This is a genomic window from Thermocatellispora tengchongensis (assembly GCF_014202315.1).
Taxonomy (GTDB): Bacteria; Actinomycetota; Actinomycetes; order Streptosporangiales; family Streptosporangiaceae; genus Thermocatellispora; species Thermocatellispora tengchongensis.
Map to the genome: position 1 here is coordinate 1 of NZ_JACHGN010000033.1, position 17,082 is coordinate 17,082.

The window sequence follows — 17,082 nt, forward strand, 5'->3', positions numbered from 1 at the left end:
GGGTGACGCGATCGCGGAGAAGAAGAACTCCGGTGAGGCGAAGGAGTCGCTGGAGGTCGTGGACGTGGCCCAGCTCCTGATCCGCTCGGTCAAGGACGAGCGGGCCGGCACCGTGTGAGCACCGCGCCGGTGGCGCCGCCCCGTCACCACACGGACCGGCCACCGGCGCGCGTCATCGGACCCGGCCGCGCGGACGGCCCGCGCATCATCGGACCCGGCCAGCGGACGGCCCGCGCGTCATCGGACCCGGCCAGCGGACGGCCCGCGCGTCATCGGACCCGGCCACGTGGACGGCCGGGGCGGGCGGCGGCGAAGATCGCTTCCGCGCGTCACGTCCGCCTCTCGCGCCCGCGGCGCGGCCGGTCGGCCGTGTCGCATGCGCATTCCGGGCCCCGCTCAGGCCATCCGCCGCCACGCCCGCACAGCGGCGCCTGAACTCCCCGCGCCTCCCCCGCGAACTCCCGCCATGCCGCACACCACACGCGTGCGGCTCCCGTCTCCTCCACCCGGCCCGGGAAACCCGCGTCGTGGTGGTGTACGGGTGCCGTGCGGCCGGAGGGCCGGTCACACGGGGGACGCGATCTCCTGGCCGTGGGTCTGCGGGCGGAGGTGGCCGTGGCCGGTGTCGGCGAGGCGGGCGAAGACGTCGATGGCGCGGGCCACCAGTTCCTCGGCCTCCTCGCGGGTCGCGCAGTTGGCCACCTCGCGGCAGATGCCGCCCATGGCCTCGGTGACGATCGCCACCACCGCGCGCACGCCCAGCGCGTCGTCCCGCTCCAGCGCGTCCGGGTCGCGCAGCAGCATGCTGTTCTGGCGCAGCCAGTCCTGGTTGATGCGGCGCATGCGCTGGCCGAAGCCGGGCGGGGTGTCGCCGTCGGCGGCCAGGCGGACCACGTCGCGGTGCTCCCAGGCGCCCAGCAGGTAGGCGCGGGTGCCGGCCAGGAACAGGCGCAGGCCGTTGCTCACCCCGGCGGCGCGTACGGCGTGCACGGTCTCGCGGGCACGCTCGGCCTGTCTGCGCTGGTAGTGCAGCCAGATCGCCAGATAGAGGTTGGTCTTGCTGCCGTAGTGGTAGTACAGCGACCCCACGCTCATCCCGGCGCGCTCGGTGATGTCGCTGACGCTCGTCGCCGAGAAGCCCCGCTTGACGAACAACTCCCGGGCGGCGGCCATGAGCTTCTGCGCCGCCTCCGTCCGCAGCCGCGGATCGTCCAGGTCGAACGCCGGCTCGACGGCCTCGGCCGTGGAGGTTGCGAGCCTCACCACATGTTCTCCGCTCCAGGTCGGCGGCGACGAGCGGCGGCCGATCCTCTCGAGTCCGAACGATTCTGAAGGGAATTCAGTCTAGGGCAGCGGCGCGAATGCCGATCTTCGCCCCCCGGCTTACGCGGCGCGCGTTCTCATCGCCACGGCCATCGCCAGCCCACCCAGCACCACCGCCGCGGTGACGACCAGGGCGGTCTGATAGGAGTAGGACTCCGCCAGGTAGCCGGCGACCAGCGGGCCGGCCACCATGCCGAGGTCGGCGCTCATCTGGTACGCCGCCACCGGCGTGCCGCCGCGCCCCCGCGCCACGTCGCCGACCGTGGCCGCCCCTCCCGTGCTGCTGAACGCGGTTCCGACGCCCATGAGCGCGAACGCCGCCAGGTAGCCGGGCAGCGCCTGCCACGACATGGCGACGATCAGGCTGGCCAGGACCAGCCCCTCCCCCAGGATCAGGGACGGCTTGCGGCCCCACAGGTCGGCGGACCGGCCCGCGGTGGGCATGGCGACGGCCTGGAGCACCGCGCCCAGCGCCAGGCTCACCCCGATCCAGGTGGGCTCCTCCCCCAGCACGTCAAGCAGGAACAGCGGCAGCACCGAGACCCGTACCCCGAACACCGCCCAGCCGAGGCTGAAGATCGTGGTCAGCGCCGTCCAGTACGGCTGCTGCCGCAGCGCGTGGCTCACCGGGACGCGCTCCGCGTCCGGGGCGGGGGCTCGCGCATCCGGAGCCGGTCTGGCGCGCGCCAGCGCCGCGGTCGCGAAGGCCATGGCCACCGCGACCGCCGCGCCGTACACGAAGAAGGGCAGCCGCGGCGAGATGGCGAGCAGGCCGCCGCCGAGCGCCGGGCCCGTCACCGTGCCGAGGGAGAAGCTGCCCTGGAACAGGCCCGCCGCCCTGCCCCGGTGCGAGGGCGGGGTCACGCGCAGCAGCAGGCTCAGCGCCGACACGCTGTAGAGCGCCGAGCCGATGCCGCACGCGCCGCGGAACAGCAGCAGCGGCAGGTAGTCCCAGGACAGCCCGGCCAGGACGCTGGTCGCGGCGAGCAGGGCCATCCCCGTGGTGAGGATGGCCCGCTCGCCGAACCTGTTGACCAGCCGGCCGCCCGGGAGCGCGCTGGACAGCCGCATGAGCGCGAACGCCGAGACGACCGCGCCGACGGCCATGCTGCTCACGCCGAACTGGCCGGCGAAGACCGGGATGGCCGGGGACTGGATGCCGAAGCCGACCGCGACGGTGAACGCGACGACCGTGAGGATCCTTACTTCCCTGGGTAGTTCCCGGAAGCCGGTCAACTCCCCTCTCTCCGCCTCGCGATCTCCTCCAGGAGCTGGGGGATCACCTGGAACAGGTCGCCCACGACGCCGTAGTCGGCCAGTTCGAAGATCGGCGCGTCCTTGTCCTTGTTGATCGCCACGATCGTCTTGCTGGTCTGCATGCCCGCGCGGTGCTGGATCGCGCCGGAGATGCCCGCCGCGAGGTAGAGCTGCGGGGAGACGGTGACGCCGGTCTGGCCGACCTGGTACTGGTGCGGGTACCAGCCCGCGTCCACCGCCGCGCGGGAGGCGCCGACGGCGCCGCCCAGGGCGTCGGCGAGCCGTTCGATGAGCGCGAAGTTCTCCGCGCCGCCCAGCCCGCGGCCCCCGGAGACCACGATCTCGGCCTCGGTGAGCTGCGGCCGCCCGGTGTCGGCGCGGGCGACGCGCGAGACGACCCGGGTGCGCAGCGACGCCTCGTCGAGCCGCAGGCTTCCGCGGGTGACGGCGGGCTCGGCGGGCTCCGGCGAGGGCGCCACCGCGTTCGGCTTCACCGCGACGACGGGCACGCCGGCGGTCACCCTGGAGGTGACGGTGAAGGCGGCGCCGAACGCCCACTGGGTGACCTCCGGGCCGGACGGCCCGGGACGCACGTCCACGGCGTCGGTGAGCACGCCGCTGCCCAGCCGGACCGCCAGGCGCGCGGCGACCTCCCTGCCGTCGGGCGACGACTCCAGCAGCACCAGCTCCGGCGCCGTCTCCGCGGCCAGGCCGGCCAGGACCTGAACCCAGCTCAGCGGGTGGTCCTCGATGCCCTCGGCCTCGATCACGTGCACCCGCGCGGCGCCGTAGCGGGCGAGGGTGTCCACTGCCGCGTCGGCGGCGCCGGCGCAGACCGCGACGGGGGTGCCGAACCTGCGGGCCAGGGTGAGGAGTTCCAGGCTCGGTTTGCGCACCTGGTCCGCGATGTGCCCGACGAGCACCACGACCTCTGCCATATGGACCCCTCCCTCAGATGAACTTCTGCTCGGTCAGGAAGCCGGCGAGCAGGAGCCCGCCCTCCCCCTCGTCGGGCACCTGGGTCCCGGCGGTCCTCGGCGGGCGGGCGGCGATCGCCGCCACGGCCGTACGGGCCGCCGCCGCGCCCACCTGCCCGGCCGGAACGCCGAGGTCGGCGAGGCTCCAGGTCTCCGGCCGCTTCTTCTTCGCCGCCATGATCCCCTTGAAGGACGGGTAGCGGGCCTCGCCGGTGCGGTCGGTGACCGACACCAGGGCGGGCAGCGCCGCCTCGCGGTGCTCGGTCCCGGCGGGCCCGTCGCGGCGGACGCGCACGGTCCCGCTCGCCGGATCGAAGGTGAGCTCGTCGGCGAAGGTGAGCTGCGGCAGCTCCAGGTGCTCGGCGAGCATCGCCGGCACCAGCGAGGTGCCGCCGTCGGTGGAGGCCATGGCGCAGATCACCAGGTCCGGCTCCAGCCGGCGCAGGGCGGCGGCGAGGACCAGCGCGGTGGCGGGCGCGTCGGAGCCGGCCAGGGCGTCGTCGCCGACGCGCACCGCGGCGTCGCCGCCCATGGCCAGGGCCTTGCGCAGCGCCTCGGCGGCGGCGTCCGGCCCCATGGTGAGGTAGGTGACCCGGGTGCCGGGCACGGTCTCCGCGATGCGCAGCGCCTGCTCGACGGCGTGCTCGTCCAGCTCCGACAGCCGGCCGGGGACGCCTTCGCGGTCCACGGTGTGGCCGGGGGTGAAGCGGGGCTGGGAGGCGAGGTCGGGGACGTGCTTGACGCAGACCACGATGTGCATCGCTCACCGCCCCCGGAAGACGGGCTTGCGCTTGGCGACGAACGCGGCCGCCGCCTCCTTGTGATCCTCGCTGACGAAGGTGCCGCCCTCCAGCGCGAGCCCCACGTCCAGCAGCAGGTTCATCCGCTCCTGCACGATCTTGTTGACCGTGGCCTTGGTGCCCCGGACCGCCAGCGGGGCGGCGTCGGCCAGGCGGCGCGCGACCGCGGTGGCCTCCTCCAGCAGCCGGTCGGCGGGTACGGCGCGCAGCGCCAGCCCCAGCCGGGCCGCCTCGGTCCCGCTGAGCCGGTCGCCGGTCATCAGGTAGTACCGGGCCGCGCCCAGCGGCATCGCCAGCGGCCACATCACGGCCCCGCCGTCGCCCGCGACCAGCCCGGCCGAGACGTGGGTGTCGGCGATCTGCGCGTCATCGGCCGCGATGACCACGTCGCAGAACAGCGCGATGGTGGCGCCCAGCCCCATCGCGTACCCGTGCACGGCGGCGACGATCGGCTGCGGGACGGACAGGATCGTCTCCAGCAGGCGGCGGCCGTGCAGGACCTGGTACACCTGCTGCCCGGCGCTGGGCCCGGCCTCGCCGTCGGCGCGCTCGGCCATGTCCTTGACGTCACCGCCGGCGCAGAACGCCCGGCCCTCGCCGCGCAGCAGCACCGCGCGCACCTCCGGGTCGCCGGCGACCTCGGCCAGGGCCAGGCTCAGCTCGCGCTCCAGCCCGCCGCCGATCGCGTTGAGCCGGTCGGGCCGGTTCAGCGCGATGGTGGCCAGGCCGTCCTTGCGGTCCACCAGGACCGTCGTGTACTCGGTCATACGTCCTCCCGTTTCGCGGATATCCGGCCGACCACCGCGGCGCGGGCCTGTTCCCGGCCGGGCGCCGCGACCGCCAGCGCCTGCAGGCGCGCCTCTTCGTCGAGCAGTCCGGCCAGATCGGAGTTCAGGCCGTGGGTGAACAGCCGTTTGGTGAGCCCCACCGCGCGGCCCGGCATGCCGGCCAGCGTGTGGGCGAGCCGGGTGGCGTGCGGCATCAGGTCGGCCGCGGGAACCACCTCGGAGACCAGGCCCCACGCCAGCGCCTCCGCCGCGCTCAGGCGGCGGCCGGTGGCCACCCACTCGTAGGCGCGGGCGTAGCCGAGCAGGCGCGGCAGGAAGTGCCCGGCGCCGGCGTCGGGGATCAGGCCCACCGAGACGAAGGCGGGGACGAACGTGGCCTCCTCGGCCGCGACGCGCAGGTCGGCCGCGGCGGCCAGGGACAGGCCGGCGCCGGCGGCCGGGCCGTTCACCGCGGCGATGACCGGCTTGTCCAGGGCCGCCATCGCCAGCATGTGGGGGTGGTAGGTGTGCCGCAGCCCGCTGCTCCCCGGGTGCAGGCCCTCCCTGGGGGCGCGCAGGTCGGCGCCGGCGCAGAAGCCGCGCCCGGCGCCGGTGACGACGACCGCGCGTATCGCCGGGTCGGCCGCCTCGTGCCAGGCTTCGGCGAGCGCGTGCAGGGTCGGGACGTCCAGGGCGTTGAGCCGGTCGGGACGGTTGAGCGTGACGGTGAGCACCGGCCCGTCCCGCTCGGTCAGCACCGGGACACCGCCGTGCCCGCTCACAGCGCCTGCTCCGAACCGAGGATCGCGGTGGCCTGGCTGGAGAGCTGGCCGCCGTTGCCGTGGGCGAGGGCGATCGTCACATCCGGCTGCTGCCGCTCCCCGGCCTCGCCACGGATCTGCCGGGCCGCCTCGATCAGCGTGAAGATGCCGTACATGCCGGGGTGGCAGTAGGACAGGCCGCCGCCGTTGGTGTTGACCGGCAGCGAGCCGCCAGGGGCGATGCGCCCGCCGGAGACGAACGCGCCGCCCTCGCCCTTGGCGCAGAAGCCCAGGTCCTCCAGGAACAGCACGGTGTTGATGGTGAAGGCGTCGTAGAGCTGCACCACGTCCACGTCCTGCGGGCCGACCTTCGCCATCTCGTACGCGCGCCGGGAGGACTCGGTTGCGGCGGTGACGGTGAGGTCGGGCATCTGCGAGATGGCGCGGTGCCAGTGCGCCTCCCCCGCGCCCAGCAGGTAGACCGGCGGCCGGCGCAGGTGTCCCGCCCGGTCGGCGGCGGTCACCACCAGGGCCCCGCCGCCGTCGGTGACCAGGCAGCAGTCCAGCACCGACAGCGGGCTGGACACGATCCGGCTGGCCAGGACGTCCTCGACGGTCAGCGGGTCGCGGACGAACGCCCTGGGGTTGAGCCTGGCCCACTGCCGGGCCGCGACGGCCACCTCGGCGAGCTGGGCGCGGGTGGTGCCGTATTGGTGCATGTGGCGGGCGGCGGCCAGGGCGTATCCGGTCACGGGCATGCGGGGCCGGTAGGCGGCCTCGTAGGAGGGCGTTTCCGGCGGGGCGGCGGGCAGGCGGCCCCGGCCGTTGCCGGCATGGACGCTGTCGGAGCGGGCGGTGCTGCCGTACACGATCAGCGCCGTGTGGCAGGCGCCGGCGGCGATGGCCAGCGCCGCGTGGTGCAGGTGCGAGACGAACGAGCTGCCGCCCACCATGGTGCCGTCGGTGTAGCGGGGCCGCACGCCCAGGTACTCGGCCACGTCGAGCGGCGCCATGCCGCGCCCGGCGATCGCGCAGAACAGCCCGTCCACGTCGCGCGTGGACAGGCCGGCGTCGGCGAGCGCGGCGCCGGCGGCCTGGGCGGCCAGGTCCAGGGCGTAACGGCCGGGTCCCACCTCGCCCAGGTCGGATTCGGCGACTCCGGCGATGGCGGCGGCGCCGCGCAGGTCAGGGCCGCTCATCACGCTCCCCGGTCTCCAGGGTGAAGGCGACGTGCGGCCCGTCGGGCCCGGCCGGATCGACGTGGGCGCGCACGCGGGCGCCGATCGCGACCTCCTCGGCGGGCGTCCCGGTCACCGTGCTCATCATGCGGAAGCCCTCGTCGAGGTCCACCAGCACGACCGGATACGGGTCGCGGCCGCGGGGGAACAGCACGCTGGTGGAGTAGACCGTGCCGAGCCCGGCGCTGCGTTCCCAGGTCAGCTCCATCGCCCCGCACGCGGGGCACAGCACCCGCGGCGGGAACACCGCGGCCCGGCACTCCTCGCAGGACTGGAACGGCACGGCGCCCTCGGCCAGCCGCTCGGTGTACTCCAGATGCGGCGCGAGGCCCGCGCGCCGCAGGTCGGCGACCTTGCCCGGCCCGCTCATGCCGTCCTCTCCTCTCCTGGCAGAGTCGCGGTGGCCTGGCCCCGGAGCACCAGGCGCGGCTCCCGCCCGTCCGCCTCGCTGTGCACGGTCAGGCTCACCTCCACCTCCGTACGCCCGTCGGCGCCGGCGGTGGCCCGGACCGGTTCCCCGGCCAGCACCAGGGTGTCTCCGGGCCAGACCTGGCCGACGTACCGGACGCCGAAGCGGCGCAGGTTGCGCCGGCCGAGCCAGGCGGCGGCGTAGCCGCTCAGGATGCCGGCGGTCAGCAGCCCGTGGCCGAACACCGAGGGGTATCCGGCGGCGCGGGCGAAGTCGTCGTCGTGGTGCATCGGGTTGAAGTCCCCGCCCGCGCCCGCGTACCGGACGAAGTCGGTGCGCGTGAGCGGGCCGACCCGCCGTACGGGCGCCGGCGGCAGCGCCGGCACGGCGGGCGCGGACGTGTGCGCTTGGGTCAATGCTCCCCCAGTTCGATCACCGTGGTGCGCAGCCGCAGCACGGTCCGGTCATGCTGGTCGGTGAAGGTGTGCTCGGTGGTCACCAGCGTCATGGCACCCCGGCTGCCGGTCTTGCCGACCACGTCGGCCACCCGGGAGCGCACGGTCAGCACATCGCCGGCGACGATGTCCTCCAGGTACTCCCACTCGGCTTCCCCGGCCAGCACGCGCCGCAGGTCCAGCCCGAGCGCGTCCAGGCCGCCCGGCGGCGCCCAGTGGGCGGTGACGGCCGAGAACGTGGGCGGCGCCGGCAGGTCCGCGTAGCCCGCGGCCCGCGCCGCCGCGACGTCGTGCAGCACGGGGTCGTCGTCCTTGACGGCGACGGCGAACTCGCGCACCTTGCCGTGCTCCACCGGGAAGCTGTAGCACTGGTACTCCCAGCCGATCAGGCCGCGGTCAGCCATGGCGCACCACGATCAGGGCGTCGGCGGCGCAGACCCGGCCATCGGCCACGCGCAGCGGGTTGACGTCGATCTCGGCCACCTCGTCCAGTTCCAGGGCCAGCTCGCCGAGCCGGACCATGATCTCGGCCACGGCCCGCCGTTCGGGCTCCGACAGGCCGCGCCGACCGTGAAGGAGGCGTCCGCCGAGCAGCCCGCCCAGCGCCTTCTCGGCGGTGGCGGCGTCGAACGGCGGACGCAGCAGCGCGGCCTCGGCGAGCACCTCCACCAGCACGCCGCCGAGCCCGACGGCGACCATCGGCCCGAACACCGGGTCGCGCTGCACCCCGCAGGTCAGCTCCAGCCGGGCCGGGACCATCTGCTGGACCAGCACGCCCTCCACGACCGCCTCGGGCGCGCGGGCCGCGACCTCGGCCAGCATGTCGCGGTATCCGGCCCGCACCTCCTCGGCGCCCGCCAGGCCGAGCCGGATCGCGCCCGCGTCGGACTTGTGCGGGAGCCGGTAGGACATCACCTTCAGCGCGACCGGGCCGCCGACGCGGGCCGCCGCCTCGACCGCCGCCTCGGCGTCGTGCACCAGCTCCTCCCGGGTGACCGGGATGCCGTAACGGGCCAGGACGCGTTTGCCGGTGGACTCCAGCAGCACCGTCTGCGGCGCGGCGGCGGCGATCAGCTCTCGCGCCTCGCGCACGCGTGCCGCGTCCGGGACGAACGCGGCCGGATCGGGCGGCAGCGGGCCGCGCGCGGAGTACGCGGCGAGCGCGCCGAGCGCGGCCATCGCCCGGCGGGGATCGGTGTACGTCGGGACCCCGGCGGCCTGGAACTGCTCGGTCCACGCGGTGGACAGGATCGCGACCGGCCGGTCGGTGGTCTGGTACATCTCCACGATGGCGTCGTTGGCCGGGCCGGGGGTGGCCCAGGTGACGGCCGCGAGCATGTCGGCCGACGGGCTGCCGGCCACCGACATCAGCACCTGCCGGTACGCGCCGGGCATCGCCGTGGTCTGCGCGGTGGTGTCGACCGGGTTGCCGGTGCTGCCGTAGAACGGGACGGGCATCTTCGCGGCCAGGTCCCGCTGCTCCTCCTCCGGCAGCACCGGCACCGACAGCCCGGCGTGGCGCGCCTCGTCGGCGAGCAGCACGCCCGCGCCGCCGGAGGCGGTCATCACGATCGTCCGGGGGCCGCGGGCGCGGCGGCCGTCCTGGAAGATGGTGCCCAGGTCGAGCAGTTCCTCCATGGTCTGGGCGACGATGACGCCGTACTGGCGGCAGACCGCGTCGAGCACGGTGGCCGAGCCGACGATGGAGGCGGTGTGGCTCATGGCCGCGCGCGCCGCCTCCTCCGAGCGTCCGGCCTTGAGCAGCACCATCGGCTTGTCCAGTTCGGCGGCGCGGCGCGCGGTGGCGATGAAGACCTCCGGGTCGCGCAGGGTCTCGATGAACGACAGCAGCACGCCCACCTCGGGCCGCTCCACCAGGTGCCGCAGCACGCCGGCCACGTTCACGTCGGCCTCGTTGCCGGTGGAGACGAACCAGCCGAGCCGCAGCCCGGCCAGGATCGCCTTGTGCGTGATGTAGGAGCCGAAGCCGCCGCTCTGTGAGACCAGCGCCACCGGACCCGCGATGGGCAGGGGCTCGTCGGCGGTCAGCATGAAGTTGGCCATCACGCCGTCGTGGGCGTTCATGTAGCCGATGCAGTTCGGCCCGATCAGCCGGATGCCGGTGGTCCTGGCGACCTCGGTGAGCCGGTCCTGGAGCTCGCGCCCCTCGGCGCCGGTCTCGGCGAATCCGGAGGTGATGACGGTGGCGCCGCCGATGCCGCGGGCCGCGCACTCGGCGACCACGTCCACCACGGCCGCGGCGGGGACCGCGACGACCGCCATGTCCACCGGCTCGGGCAGGTGGGCCACGCTGCGGAAGGCCGGCCGGCCCTGGACGACCTCGTCCTTGGGGTGGATCGGGTGCACCTCGCCGGGGAAGGCGCGCAGCAGGTTGGCGAACACGGACCCGCCGATGCGGGTGCGGGCGTTGGACGCGCCGACCATGGCGATCGAGCGCGGGGACAGCAGCCGGTCCAGCGCCGGCCGGGATTCGGTCATGGTCATGCTTGCAGTCGCCTTCTCTCGTGCGGGCTCTCGTGCGCCTCCAGCTCACGCAGGATCGAGCCGGTGTGCTCGCCCAGGAGCGGGGCGGGGCCGGGGTCGGGATCGGCGTAGGCGCTCAGGCGCAGCGGCTGGCGGACGTACCTGCGGCCGGCGCCGCGCAGGGTCCGTACGGTCCGGCGCGCGGCCACGTGCGGGTCGCGCAGGGCCTCGGCGAGCCGGTGCACCGGCGCCGCGGGCACGCCGGCCCGGTCGAAGGTCTCCAGCCAGTGCGCCCTGGGCCGGGTGGCCAGCACCCGGGCCAGGTCCGCGGCGAGGCCGTCCGCCCGCGCCAGGCGCTCGGCCCGGCGCAGCCACATGTGGCCGGTCAGGCCGGTGGCCCGGCACAGCAGCGTCCAGAAGTGGTCCTCGAAGCCGATGCCCAGGGCGATGAGGTTCCCGTCGGCGCAGCGGTAGAGCACGTATCCGGGCTCGTGCCCGGCCGTGCTCTCGCCCGGCCCGTTGAGGACGTCCTCCACGCGCAGCGACAGCACCGACAGCAGCGCCTCGTGCGTGGAGACGTCGACGTGGGTGCCGTGCCCGGTCGCGGCCCGGCCGGTCAGACCGGCGAGGGCGCCGAGCGCGGCGTACAGGGCGCCGACGATCGCGCCCGCCTCCAGGTCCGGCGGGGGCTGCACGGCCTCGGGCCGGTCGCACAGCGCGTCCAGCAACCCGGCGGCGGCCTGGTACATCAGGTCGTGCCCGGCCCGGTCGCGGTACGGCCCGTCCTGGCCGAAGCCGGAAACGGACACGTACACCAGCCGGGGGTTGATCGCGCTGAGCTCCCGGTAGCCCAGGCCGAAGCGGTCCATGGTCCCGGGCCGGTACGCCTCGAAGAGCACGTCGGCGGTACGCGCCAGCTCGCGCGCCCGCCTCCGGCCCTCGGCCTGCTTGAGGTCCAGGGTGACCGAGCGCTTGCCGCGGTTGAGTGCCTGGAACATGACGCCCTGGGCGCGGGCCGGGTCGCCGGTGCCGGGCCGCTCCACCACGATCACGTCCGCGCCGAGGTCGGCGAGGACCATGGTGGCGTACGGGCCCTGGTAGAGCTGGGCGAAGGTCACGACGCGCACGCCGTCCAGCGGGCGGGTCGCGGAGCCGGTCGCCATGCTCAGCGCACCATCATCCCGCCGCCGTCCACCGAGATCACCTGCCCGGTGAGGAAGCTGGAGGCGTCGGAGGCGAGGAAGACGAAGGTCGGCGCGATCTCCTCCGGCTCGGCGTGGCGGCGCAGCGGCGAGCGCTTGACCGCGTCGGCGAAACGGGGGTCGGTGCGGATCTTCTCCGTCATCTGGGTCGCCGCGGCCGGGGCGACCGCGTTGACCAGGATGTTGTAGCGGCCCAGCTCGCGGGCGGCGGTGCGGGCCATGCCGAGCATGCCGGACTTGGCCGCGGCGTAGTTGATCTGGCCGATGGAGCCGTTCTGCGCGGTGGAGGAGGAGGTGAGGATGATCCGCCCCCACTCCCGCTCGATCATGTCCGCGACCACGGCCTGCAGCCAGTAGAACGAGCCGTACATGTGCACCTTGACGACCTGGTCCCACTGCTCCTCGGTCATCTTGTGCAGCATGGCGGGGCGGGTGATGCCGGCGTTGCTCACCAGCACGTCGATCGGCCCGTACGCCTCCTTCACGGCGGCGGCCGCGCGGTCCACCTCGTCGCGCCGCGACACGTCGCAGGCCACCGCCAGGGCCTCGCCGCCGCCCTCGCGGATCGCCGCGGCCGCCTTCTCCGCGGCCTCGGCCTGCACGTCCACCACGGCGACGCGGGCGCCCTCGCGGGCGTACGCCTCCGCCACCGCGCGGCCGATCCCCTGTGCGGCGCCGGTGACGACCGCGACCCTGTCCTTCAACAGCATGCGTTGCGCTCCTGACTTCATGATTTGCCTGTGGTGAGCCGCTCGTCGGAGCGGCCCAGGTAGATCTCGCGGATCACCGCGCCGTCGTCGAACCCGTTCTTCGGGCCCGAGGCGGCGATCCGCCCGCCCTCCATCACCGCCACGTCGTCGGCGATCTCCAGCGCCTGTTCCACCCGCTGCTCGACGAGCAGGATGGACAGCCCTTCGTCCCGCAGCTTCGCGACCATCGCCAGGACCTCCTTGACGATGACGGGGGCGAGTCCGGCGGAGGGCTCGTCGAGCATCAGCACCTTGGGGCCCGGCATCAGCGCCTGGGCGATGGCCAGCATCTGCTGCTGGCCGCCGGACAGGCTGCCCGCCGGCGCCCGCCGCCGCTCGCGCAGCATCGGGAACCGCTCGTACGCCTGCTCCAGCGCGGCGCGCCGCGCGGGGCTGCGCAGGCCCCGGCCGCCCAGCGCGTAGCCGCCCAGGAGCAGGTTCTCCTCGACGGTGCGCGCGTGGAAGACGCGCTTGTTCTCCTGGACCAGGGCCAGCCCGGCGCGGATGCGCCGGTGGGGCGGCAGGCCGGTGAGGTCGCGCCCGTCCAGTTCGACGCGGCCGGCGCCGACGGACGGCAGCAGCCCGGCGACGGCGGACAGCAGGGAGGTCTTGCCCGCGCCGTTGCGCCCGAGCACGGCGGTGATGCGCCCCGCGCGTACGGACACGTCCACCTCGCGTAGCACGCGCAGGTCGCCGTATCCGCCGGTGATCCCGGTGACCGACAACATCAGCGGCCTCCCTTCCGCGGCTCGGCCGGTTCGAGGTCCGCCGGATCGGTCGCGCCGGTGTACTCGGCGAGCACCCGCCGGTCGGCCTGGATCTCGGCGGGGGTGCCGGAGGCGATCAGACGTCCCTGGCTGAGCACGTGGATGCGGTCGGCCAGCTTGAGCACCAGGGGGAAGTTGTGCTCCACGAGGATCACGGTCCCGCCGGCCTCGCGGATCATCCCGACGGCGTGCTCCAGCACCCGCAGGTCGCTCTCGTCCAGGCCGGAGCCGACCTCGTCGAACAGGAAGACGCGCGGGCGGGAGGCGAGGGCGCGGGCCACCTCCACCAGGCGGCGGGTGCCCAGCGCGAGGGAGTCCACCGGGCGGTCGGCCGTCTCCTCGATGCCGAGCAGGCGCAGCAGCCGCAGCGCCTCCGCGTCGTCGGCCCGGTACCCGCGGCGGAAGGCGGGCAGGCGGAGCAGCGCGGTGGCGATGCCGACCTTGTGCGTCGCGTACCGGCCGGTGGCGACGAAGGCGCGGGTGGTCATGTCCTTGGGGATCAGCGGGGTCTGGAAGGTACGGGTGACGCCCAGCCGGGCGATCCGGTACGCCGGGCGCCCGCCGATCTCCGTCTCCCCGAGCATCAGCCGCCCTCCGGAGGGCCGGTAGAAGCCGGAGATCAGGTTGAGCAGGGTGGTCTTCCCGGAGCCGTTGGGCCCGATCAGCGCGGTCACCTCGCCGGGGCGCGCCTCGATGGACACCCCTTGCAGCGCCTTGTTGCCGCCGAAGGACTTCTCCAGCTCCTCGGTGCGCAGCACCGCGCCGTCCAGCGTGCCGAGTTCGGCCTCGCCCTCGGCGACCGCCGCCGCGGCCGGGGCCTTGGGCAGCAGGCCGCGCCGCCGCGCGGCGGCCAGCCCGTCGTGCCACAGCCCGGCGAGCCCTCGGTTGAACACGATTCCGGCCAGCAGCAGGAAGCCGCCGTAGATGACGAGCTGCCAGTCCTGGAACCGGGTCAGCGTCTGCTGGCCGAGCTGCATCACCAGCGCGCCGGCGATGGCGCCGTAGACGGAGGTGGAGCCGCCGATCACCGAGGCCGCCAGCACGCTGAGCGCGAGGGCGAAGGTGAAGGTCTCCGGCGCGACGAAACCGTCGAGCATGGCGAACAGGGCGCCCGCCAGGGCGGCCGGGATGGCGCCGATGACGTACACGAGCAGCTTGAGCCGGTACACCGACACGCCCAGGACCGAGGCCAGGATCGGGCTCTGCCGCAGGACCAGGAACACGTCGCCGTGCCGGGACAGCAGCAGGTTGCGCACCAGGGCGAACCAGATCGCGGCGACCGCGACGATCAGCAGGTACAGCCCGTCGCCGGTGAGCTCCGCGCCGAACAGCGTCGGGACGGCGGTGGCCAGGCCGAGGGTGCCGCCGGTGAACGGCTCGAACACGTCGATGAGATTCGGGACCAGGATGACCAGGAAGAACGTCACCATGGCCAGGGACCAGCCGCCCAGGCGCAGCCCGGGTATTCCGGTGACCAGCCCGACCGCGACGGCGGCCAGGACGGCGGCGCCGAGGGCGAGGAACACGTCGGTGGCGCCGAGGCCGACGCCGATGTACCCGGCGACGTAGGCGCCGACGGCGTACAGGGCGACCTGGCCGAGCGCGAGTTCCCCGGCGTAGCCGAGGACCACGTTCAGCCCGCTCACCAGCAGGCTGAGGATCGCGATCAGCATCACGGTGCGGGCCCAGTACGCGTCGATCAGGCCGGCGGCGGGGGCGGCCAGCAGCAGTCCGAGCAGCAGGAGTGCGATGGGGAGGCGGAAGCGGTGCGCGAGCAGGGCCATGGCTACACCCGCCGTTCGAGCGCGGCGCCGAACAGGCCGCGCGGTCGCAGGAACAGGATCAGCAGGAACACCCCGAACACCACGATCTGCGGGAACTCCGCCCCGATGTAGCGGGCGGCGAAGGCGTAGACGAGCCCGGTGGCGAAGCCGCCGATCAGACCGCCGAGCTGGCTGCCCGAGCCGCCGATCGCGATGGCCACGAAGCCGAACAGCGCCAGGGAGTGCCCGAGGTCGAAGACGGCGTACGTGCGCGCGCCCACCAGCAGCCCGAACACCCCGGCGATGGCGCCGGCCAGGACGAAGGCGCCGGTGCCGAGCAGCCGCACGTTGATGCCGCGGGCGGCGGCGGCCTCGCGGTCCTCGGCCGAGGCGAGGGAGGCCAGGCCCAGCAGGGAGTGGCGCGACCACAGGTGCAGTCCGACGCCGGTCAGCAGCGTGAGCGCGATCAGCGCCAGGTCCACCGGGCGGACGGTGCCGCCGAGCAGGGTCAGCGGCTCGTCCGGCAGCACGGAGGGCACGGTGAGCGGTTCGCGGCCCCAGATCACCGCGGCCAGCCCGTCCAGGATGGTGGCGGCGCCGACCGTGGTGATCAGCGCGCCGTGGGCGTCGGAGCGGCCCAGCAGCGGCCGGATCGCGATCCGCTCCTCCAGCAGCGCCACCACGGCGACCCCGGCCGCGCCGAGCAGCAGGGTCGGCAGCACCGGCAGGCCCAGGGTGACCGCGCCGGTGTAGGCCAGGAAGGTGCCGGCCATCAGCAACTGGGCGTGCGCGAAGTTGAACGTGCCGGAGGCCAGGAGCACCACGTTGTACCCGATGGCGACCAGGGAGTAGATCGCTCCCGTCGCCAGTCCGGCCCATACGGTCGTCATCGCTCACACCTGGCCGGGGACGTAGAAGCCGTCCTCGTTGTAGGTGCCGGGCGAGACGTACTGGTAGGTCTCGGCGTTGGCGGCGGGGAAGTGGTCGGTGGGGGTGTAGGCGAACTGCAGGTACTCGCCCTTGGGACCGGCGCTGAACCACGGTGGCGGCCCGGACGGCTGGGGCAGCTTCTCCAGCGTCGCCTTCAGCCGGTCGGCGTCGGTGGAGTTGGCCTGCCGGGCGGCGTAGACGACGAGCGCGAGCGCGTCGTGGCCGGTGGAGTAGAGCGTCCAGCCGGTGCTGGTGATCCCCTCACCGGCCGGGCCCGCCTTGATCTTGCCGATGAACCCCGCCAGGCCGGGGTGCCGCTCGCTGGTGCTCAGGGACGCCGAGGAGACGGCGACGTAGACGTTCTTGAGCTGGCCGGCGTCGAGGTTCTTCAGGTAGGGGAAGCTGGAGCAGAGCTGGTCGCAGTAGCTGGGCACGTCCCAGCCGATCTGGGCCCGGCTGCGCATGACGTACAGGGCGGCGGTGCCGTAGCCGTTGAGCACCAGCGCGTCGGGGTCCTGCGCCCGGAGCTGGTTGAGCTGGGAGGTCATGTCGAGGGCGGACGCCTCGTAGCGGGCCTCGGTGAACCGCAGCCCGGCGCCCTCGACGGCCTCCTTGTAGATCTTGGCCGAGCTCTGCCCGGTGGCGTCGTTGGAGTAGAGCATGGCGATCTTCTTGTAGCCCTTGGCCTTGGCCTCGTTGAGCAGGGCGGGCACGTAGTCCTGGCCGGGCGAGGAGATGCCGAAGTGGTAGGGGAACTTGGCCGGGTCGTTGAGCAGCGTGCTGACCGTGCCGCCCACCGAGATGATCTTCTGCCGGGTGAGGATGGGCAGCAGCGACAGCGAGACCGCGCTGGAGCCTCCCGGGTAGACCAGGTCGGGCTTGTCCCCCGAGGCGAGACGCTGCTGGAGCAGGCTGACCGCCTTGGTCGGGTCGTTCTGGTCGTTGGCCGTCTCGACCACGATCCTGCGGCCGTCGATGCCGCCGGAGGCGTTGAACTCCTCCGCGGCCAGCTTGATGCCGGCGTCCAGGCTCGCGTTGTTCGTGGAGACCTCGCTGGAGTAGTCGCCGGTGAAGTAGACGACGAAGGGCTTGTCACCGGCGGGTCCGGCGCCGCTGGAGCCGCCGCCGCAGCCGGTGAGGGGAAGCGCCAGGAGCGTGCCCAGCGATGCCACCGCGAGACGTTTGTGCCATGATCGCATT

17 protein-coding genes are annotated in these 17,082 nt (G+C 74.1%); all 17 read right to left on the minus strand.

Features of this window, described 5'->3' with window-relative positions:
• Nucleotides 1-564: 564 nt before the first annotated feature.
• The 17 genes from HNP84_RS46695 to HNP84_RS46775 all read right to left on the minus strand — a co-directional run bounded on the left by HNP84_RS46695 (nt 565) and on the right by HNP84_RS46775 (nt 17,081).
• Nucleotides 565-1,263, minus strand: coding sequence for a TetR/AcrR family transcriptional regulator (locus HNP84_RS46695; protein WP_185056585.1), 699 nt, complete (start codon nt 1,261-1,263; stop codon nt 565-567).
• 120 nt (nt 1,264-1,383) lie between these two features.
• On the minus strand, nt 1,384-2,559 hold the full coding sequence (locus HNP84_RS46700) for an MFS transporter (RefSeq protein WP_185056586.1): 1,176 nt from the start codon (nt 2,557-2,559) through the stop codon (nt 1,384-1,386).
• Nucleotides 2,556-3,518, minus strand: coding sequence for an electron transfer flavoprotein subunit alpha/FixB family protein (locus HNP84_RS46705; RefSeq protein ID WP_185056587.1), 963 nt, complete (start codon nt 3,516-3,518; stop codon nt 2,556-2,558). Before HNP84_RS46705 ends, HNP84_RS46700 begins: the two co-directional genes overlap by 4 nt.
• Nucleotides 3,519-3,531: 13 nt before the next feature.
• The gene (locus tag HNP84_RS46710; protein WP_185056588.1) at nt 3,532-4,317 is read right to left on the minus strand and encodes an electron transfer flavoprotein subunit beta/FixA family protein; all 786 of its coding nucleotides are present in this window, start codon (nt 4,315-4,317) and stop codon (nt 3,532-3,534) included.
• Nucleotides 4,318-4,320: 3 nt separating this feature from the next.
• Complete coding sequence (locus HNP84_RS46715) at nt 4,321-5,124, minus strand: enoyl-CoA hydratase/isomerase family protein (RefSeq protein WP_185056589.1); 804 nt, start codon at nt 5,122-5,124, stop codon at nt 4,321-4,323.
• Complete coding sequence (locus tag HNP84_RS46720) at nt 5,121-5,906, minus strand: enoyl-CoA hydratase/isomerase family protein (protein WP_221337637.1); 786 nt, start codon at nt 5,904-5,906, stop codon at nt 5,121-5,123. The genes HNP84_RS46715 and HNP84_RS46720 overlap by 4 nt, the downstream gene beginning before the upstream one ends.
• A complete protein-coding gene (locus tag HNP84_RS46725; protein ID WP_185056590.1) occupies nt 5,903-7,084 on the minus strand; it encodes an acetyl-CoA acetyltransferase in 1,182 nt (393 codons plus the stop codon). The genes HNP84_RS46720 and HNP84_RS46725 overlap by 4 nt, the downstream gene beginning before the upstream one ends.
• Entirely contained in the window at nt 7,071-7,493 is a 423-nt protein-coding gene (locus HNP84_RS46730) for a Zn-ribbon domain-containing OB-fold protein (RefSeq protein WP_185056591.1), read from the minus strand. The genes HNP84_RS46725 and HNP84_RS46730 overlap by 14 nt, the downstream gene beginning before the upstream one ends.
• Complete coding sequence (locus HNP84_RS46735) at nt 7,490-7,948, minus strand: MaoC/PaaZ C-terminal domain-containing protein (protein WP_221337638.1); 459 nt, start codon at nt 7,946-7,948, stop codon at nt 7,490-7,492. The genes HNP84_RS46730 and HNP84_RS46735 overlap by 4 nt, the downstream gene beginning before the upstream one ends.
• On the minus strand, nt 7,945-8,391 hold the full coding sequence (locus tag HNP84_RS46740; RefSeq protein WP_185056592.1) for an FAS1-like dehydratase domain-containing protein: 447 nt from the start codon (nt 8,389-8,391) through the stop codon (nt 7,945-7,947). The genes HNP84_RS46735 and HNP84_RS46740 overlap by 4 nt, the downstream gene beginning before the upstream one ends.
• Nucleotides 8,384-10,492, minus strand: coding sequence for an acetate--CoA ligase family protein (locus HNP84_RS46745; protein ID WP_185056593.1), 2,109 nt, complete (start codon nt 10,490-10,492; stop codon nt 8,384-8,386). Before HNP84_RS46745 ends, HNP84_RS46740 begins: the two co-directional genes overlap by 8 nt.
• Nucleotides 10,489-11,634, minus strand: coding sequence for a CaiB/BaiF CoA transferase family protein (locus HNP84_RS46750; protein WP_185056594.1), 1,146 nt, complete (start codon nt 11,632-11,634; stop codon nt 10,489-10,491). The genes HNP84_RS46745 and HNP84_RS46750 overlap by 4 nt, the downstream gene beginning before the upstream one ends.
• A gap of 2 nt (nt 11,635-11,636) precedes the next feature.
• The gene (locus HNP84_RS46755; RefSeq protein ID WP_185056595.1) at nt 11,637-12,383 is read right to left on the minus strand and encodes an SDR family NAD(P)-dependent oxidoreductase; all 747 of its coding nucleotides are present in this window, start codon (nt 12,381-12,383) and stop codon (nt 11,637-11,639) included.
• 17 nt (nt 12,384-12,400) lie between these two features.
• Nucleotides 12,401-13,150, minus strand: a complete 750-nt coding sequence (locus HNP84_RS46760) for an ABC transporter ATP-binding protein (protein WP_185056596.1) — start codon at nt 13,148-13,150, stop codon at nt 12,401-12,403.
• Nucleotides 13,150-14,973: a branched-chain amino acid ABC transporter ATP-binding protein/permease gene (locus HNP84_RS46765; protein WP_185056597.1), complete on the minus strand. Its 1,824-nt coding sequence runs from the start codon at nt 14,971-14,973 to the stop codon at nt 13,150-13,152. Before HNP84_RS46765 ends, HNP84_RS46760 begins: the two co-directional genes overlap by 1 nt.
• 2 nt (nt 14,974-14,975) lie before the next feature.
• Nucleotides 14,976-15,842, minus strand: a complete 867-nt coding sequence (locus tag HNP84_RS46770) for a branched-chain amino acid ABC transporter permease (RefSeq protein ID WP_185056598.1) — start codon at nt 15,840-15,842, stop codon at nt 14,976-14,978.
• Between the two features lie 3 nt (nt 15,843-15,845).
• Nucleotides 15,846-17,081, minus strand: coding sequence for an ABC transporter substrate-binding protein (locus HNP84_RS46775; RefSeq protein ID WP_185056599.1), 1,236 nt, complete (start codon nt 17,079-17,081; stop codon nt 15,846-15,848).
• Nucleotide 17,082 lies beyond the last annotated feature (1 nt).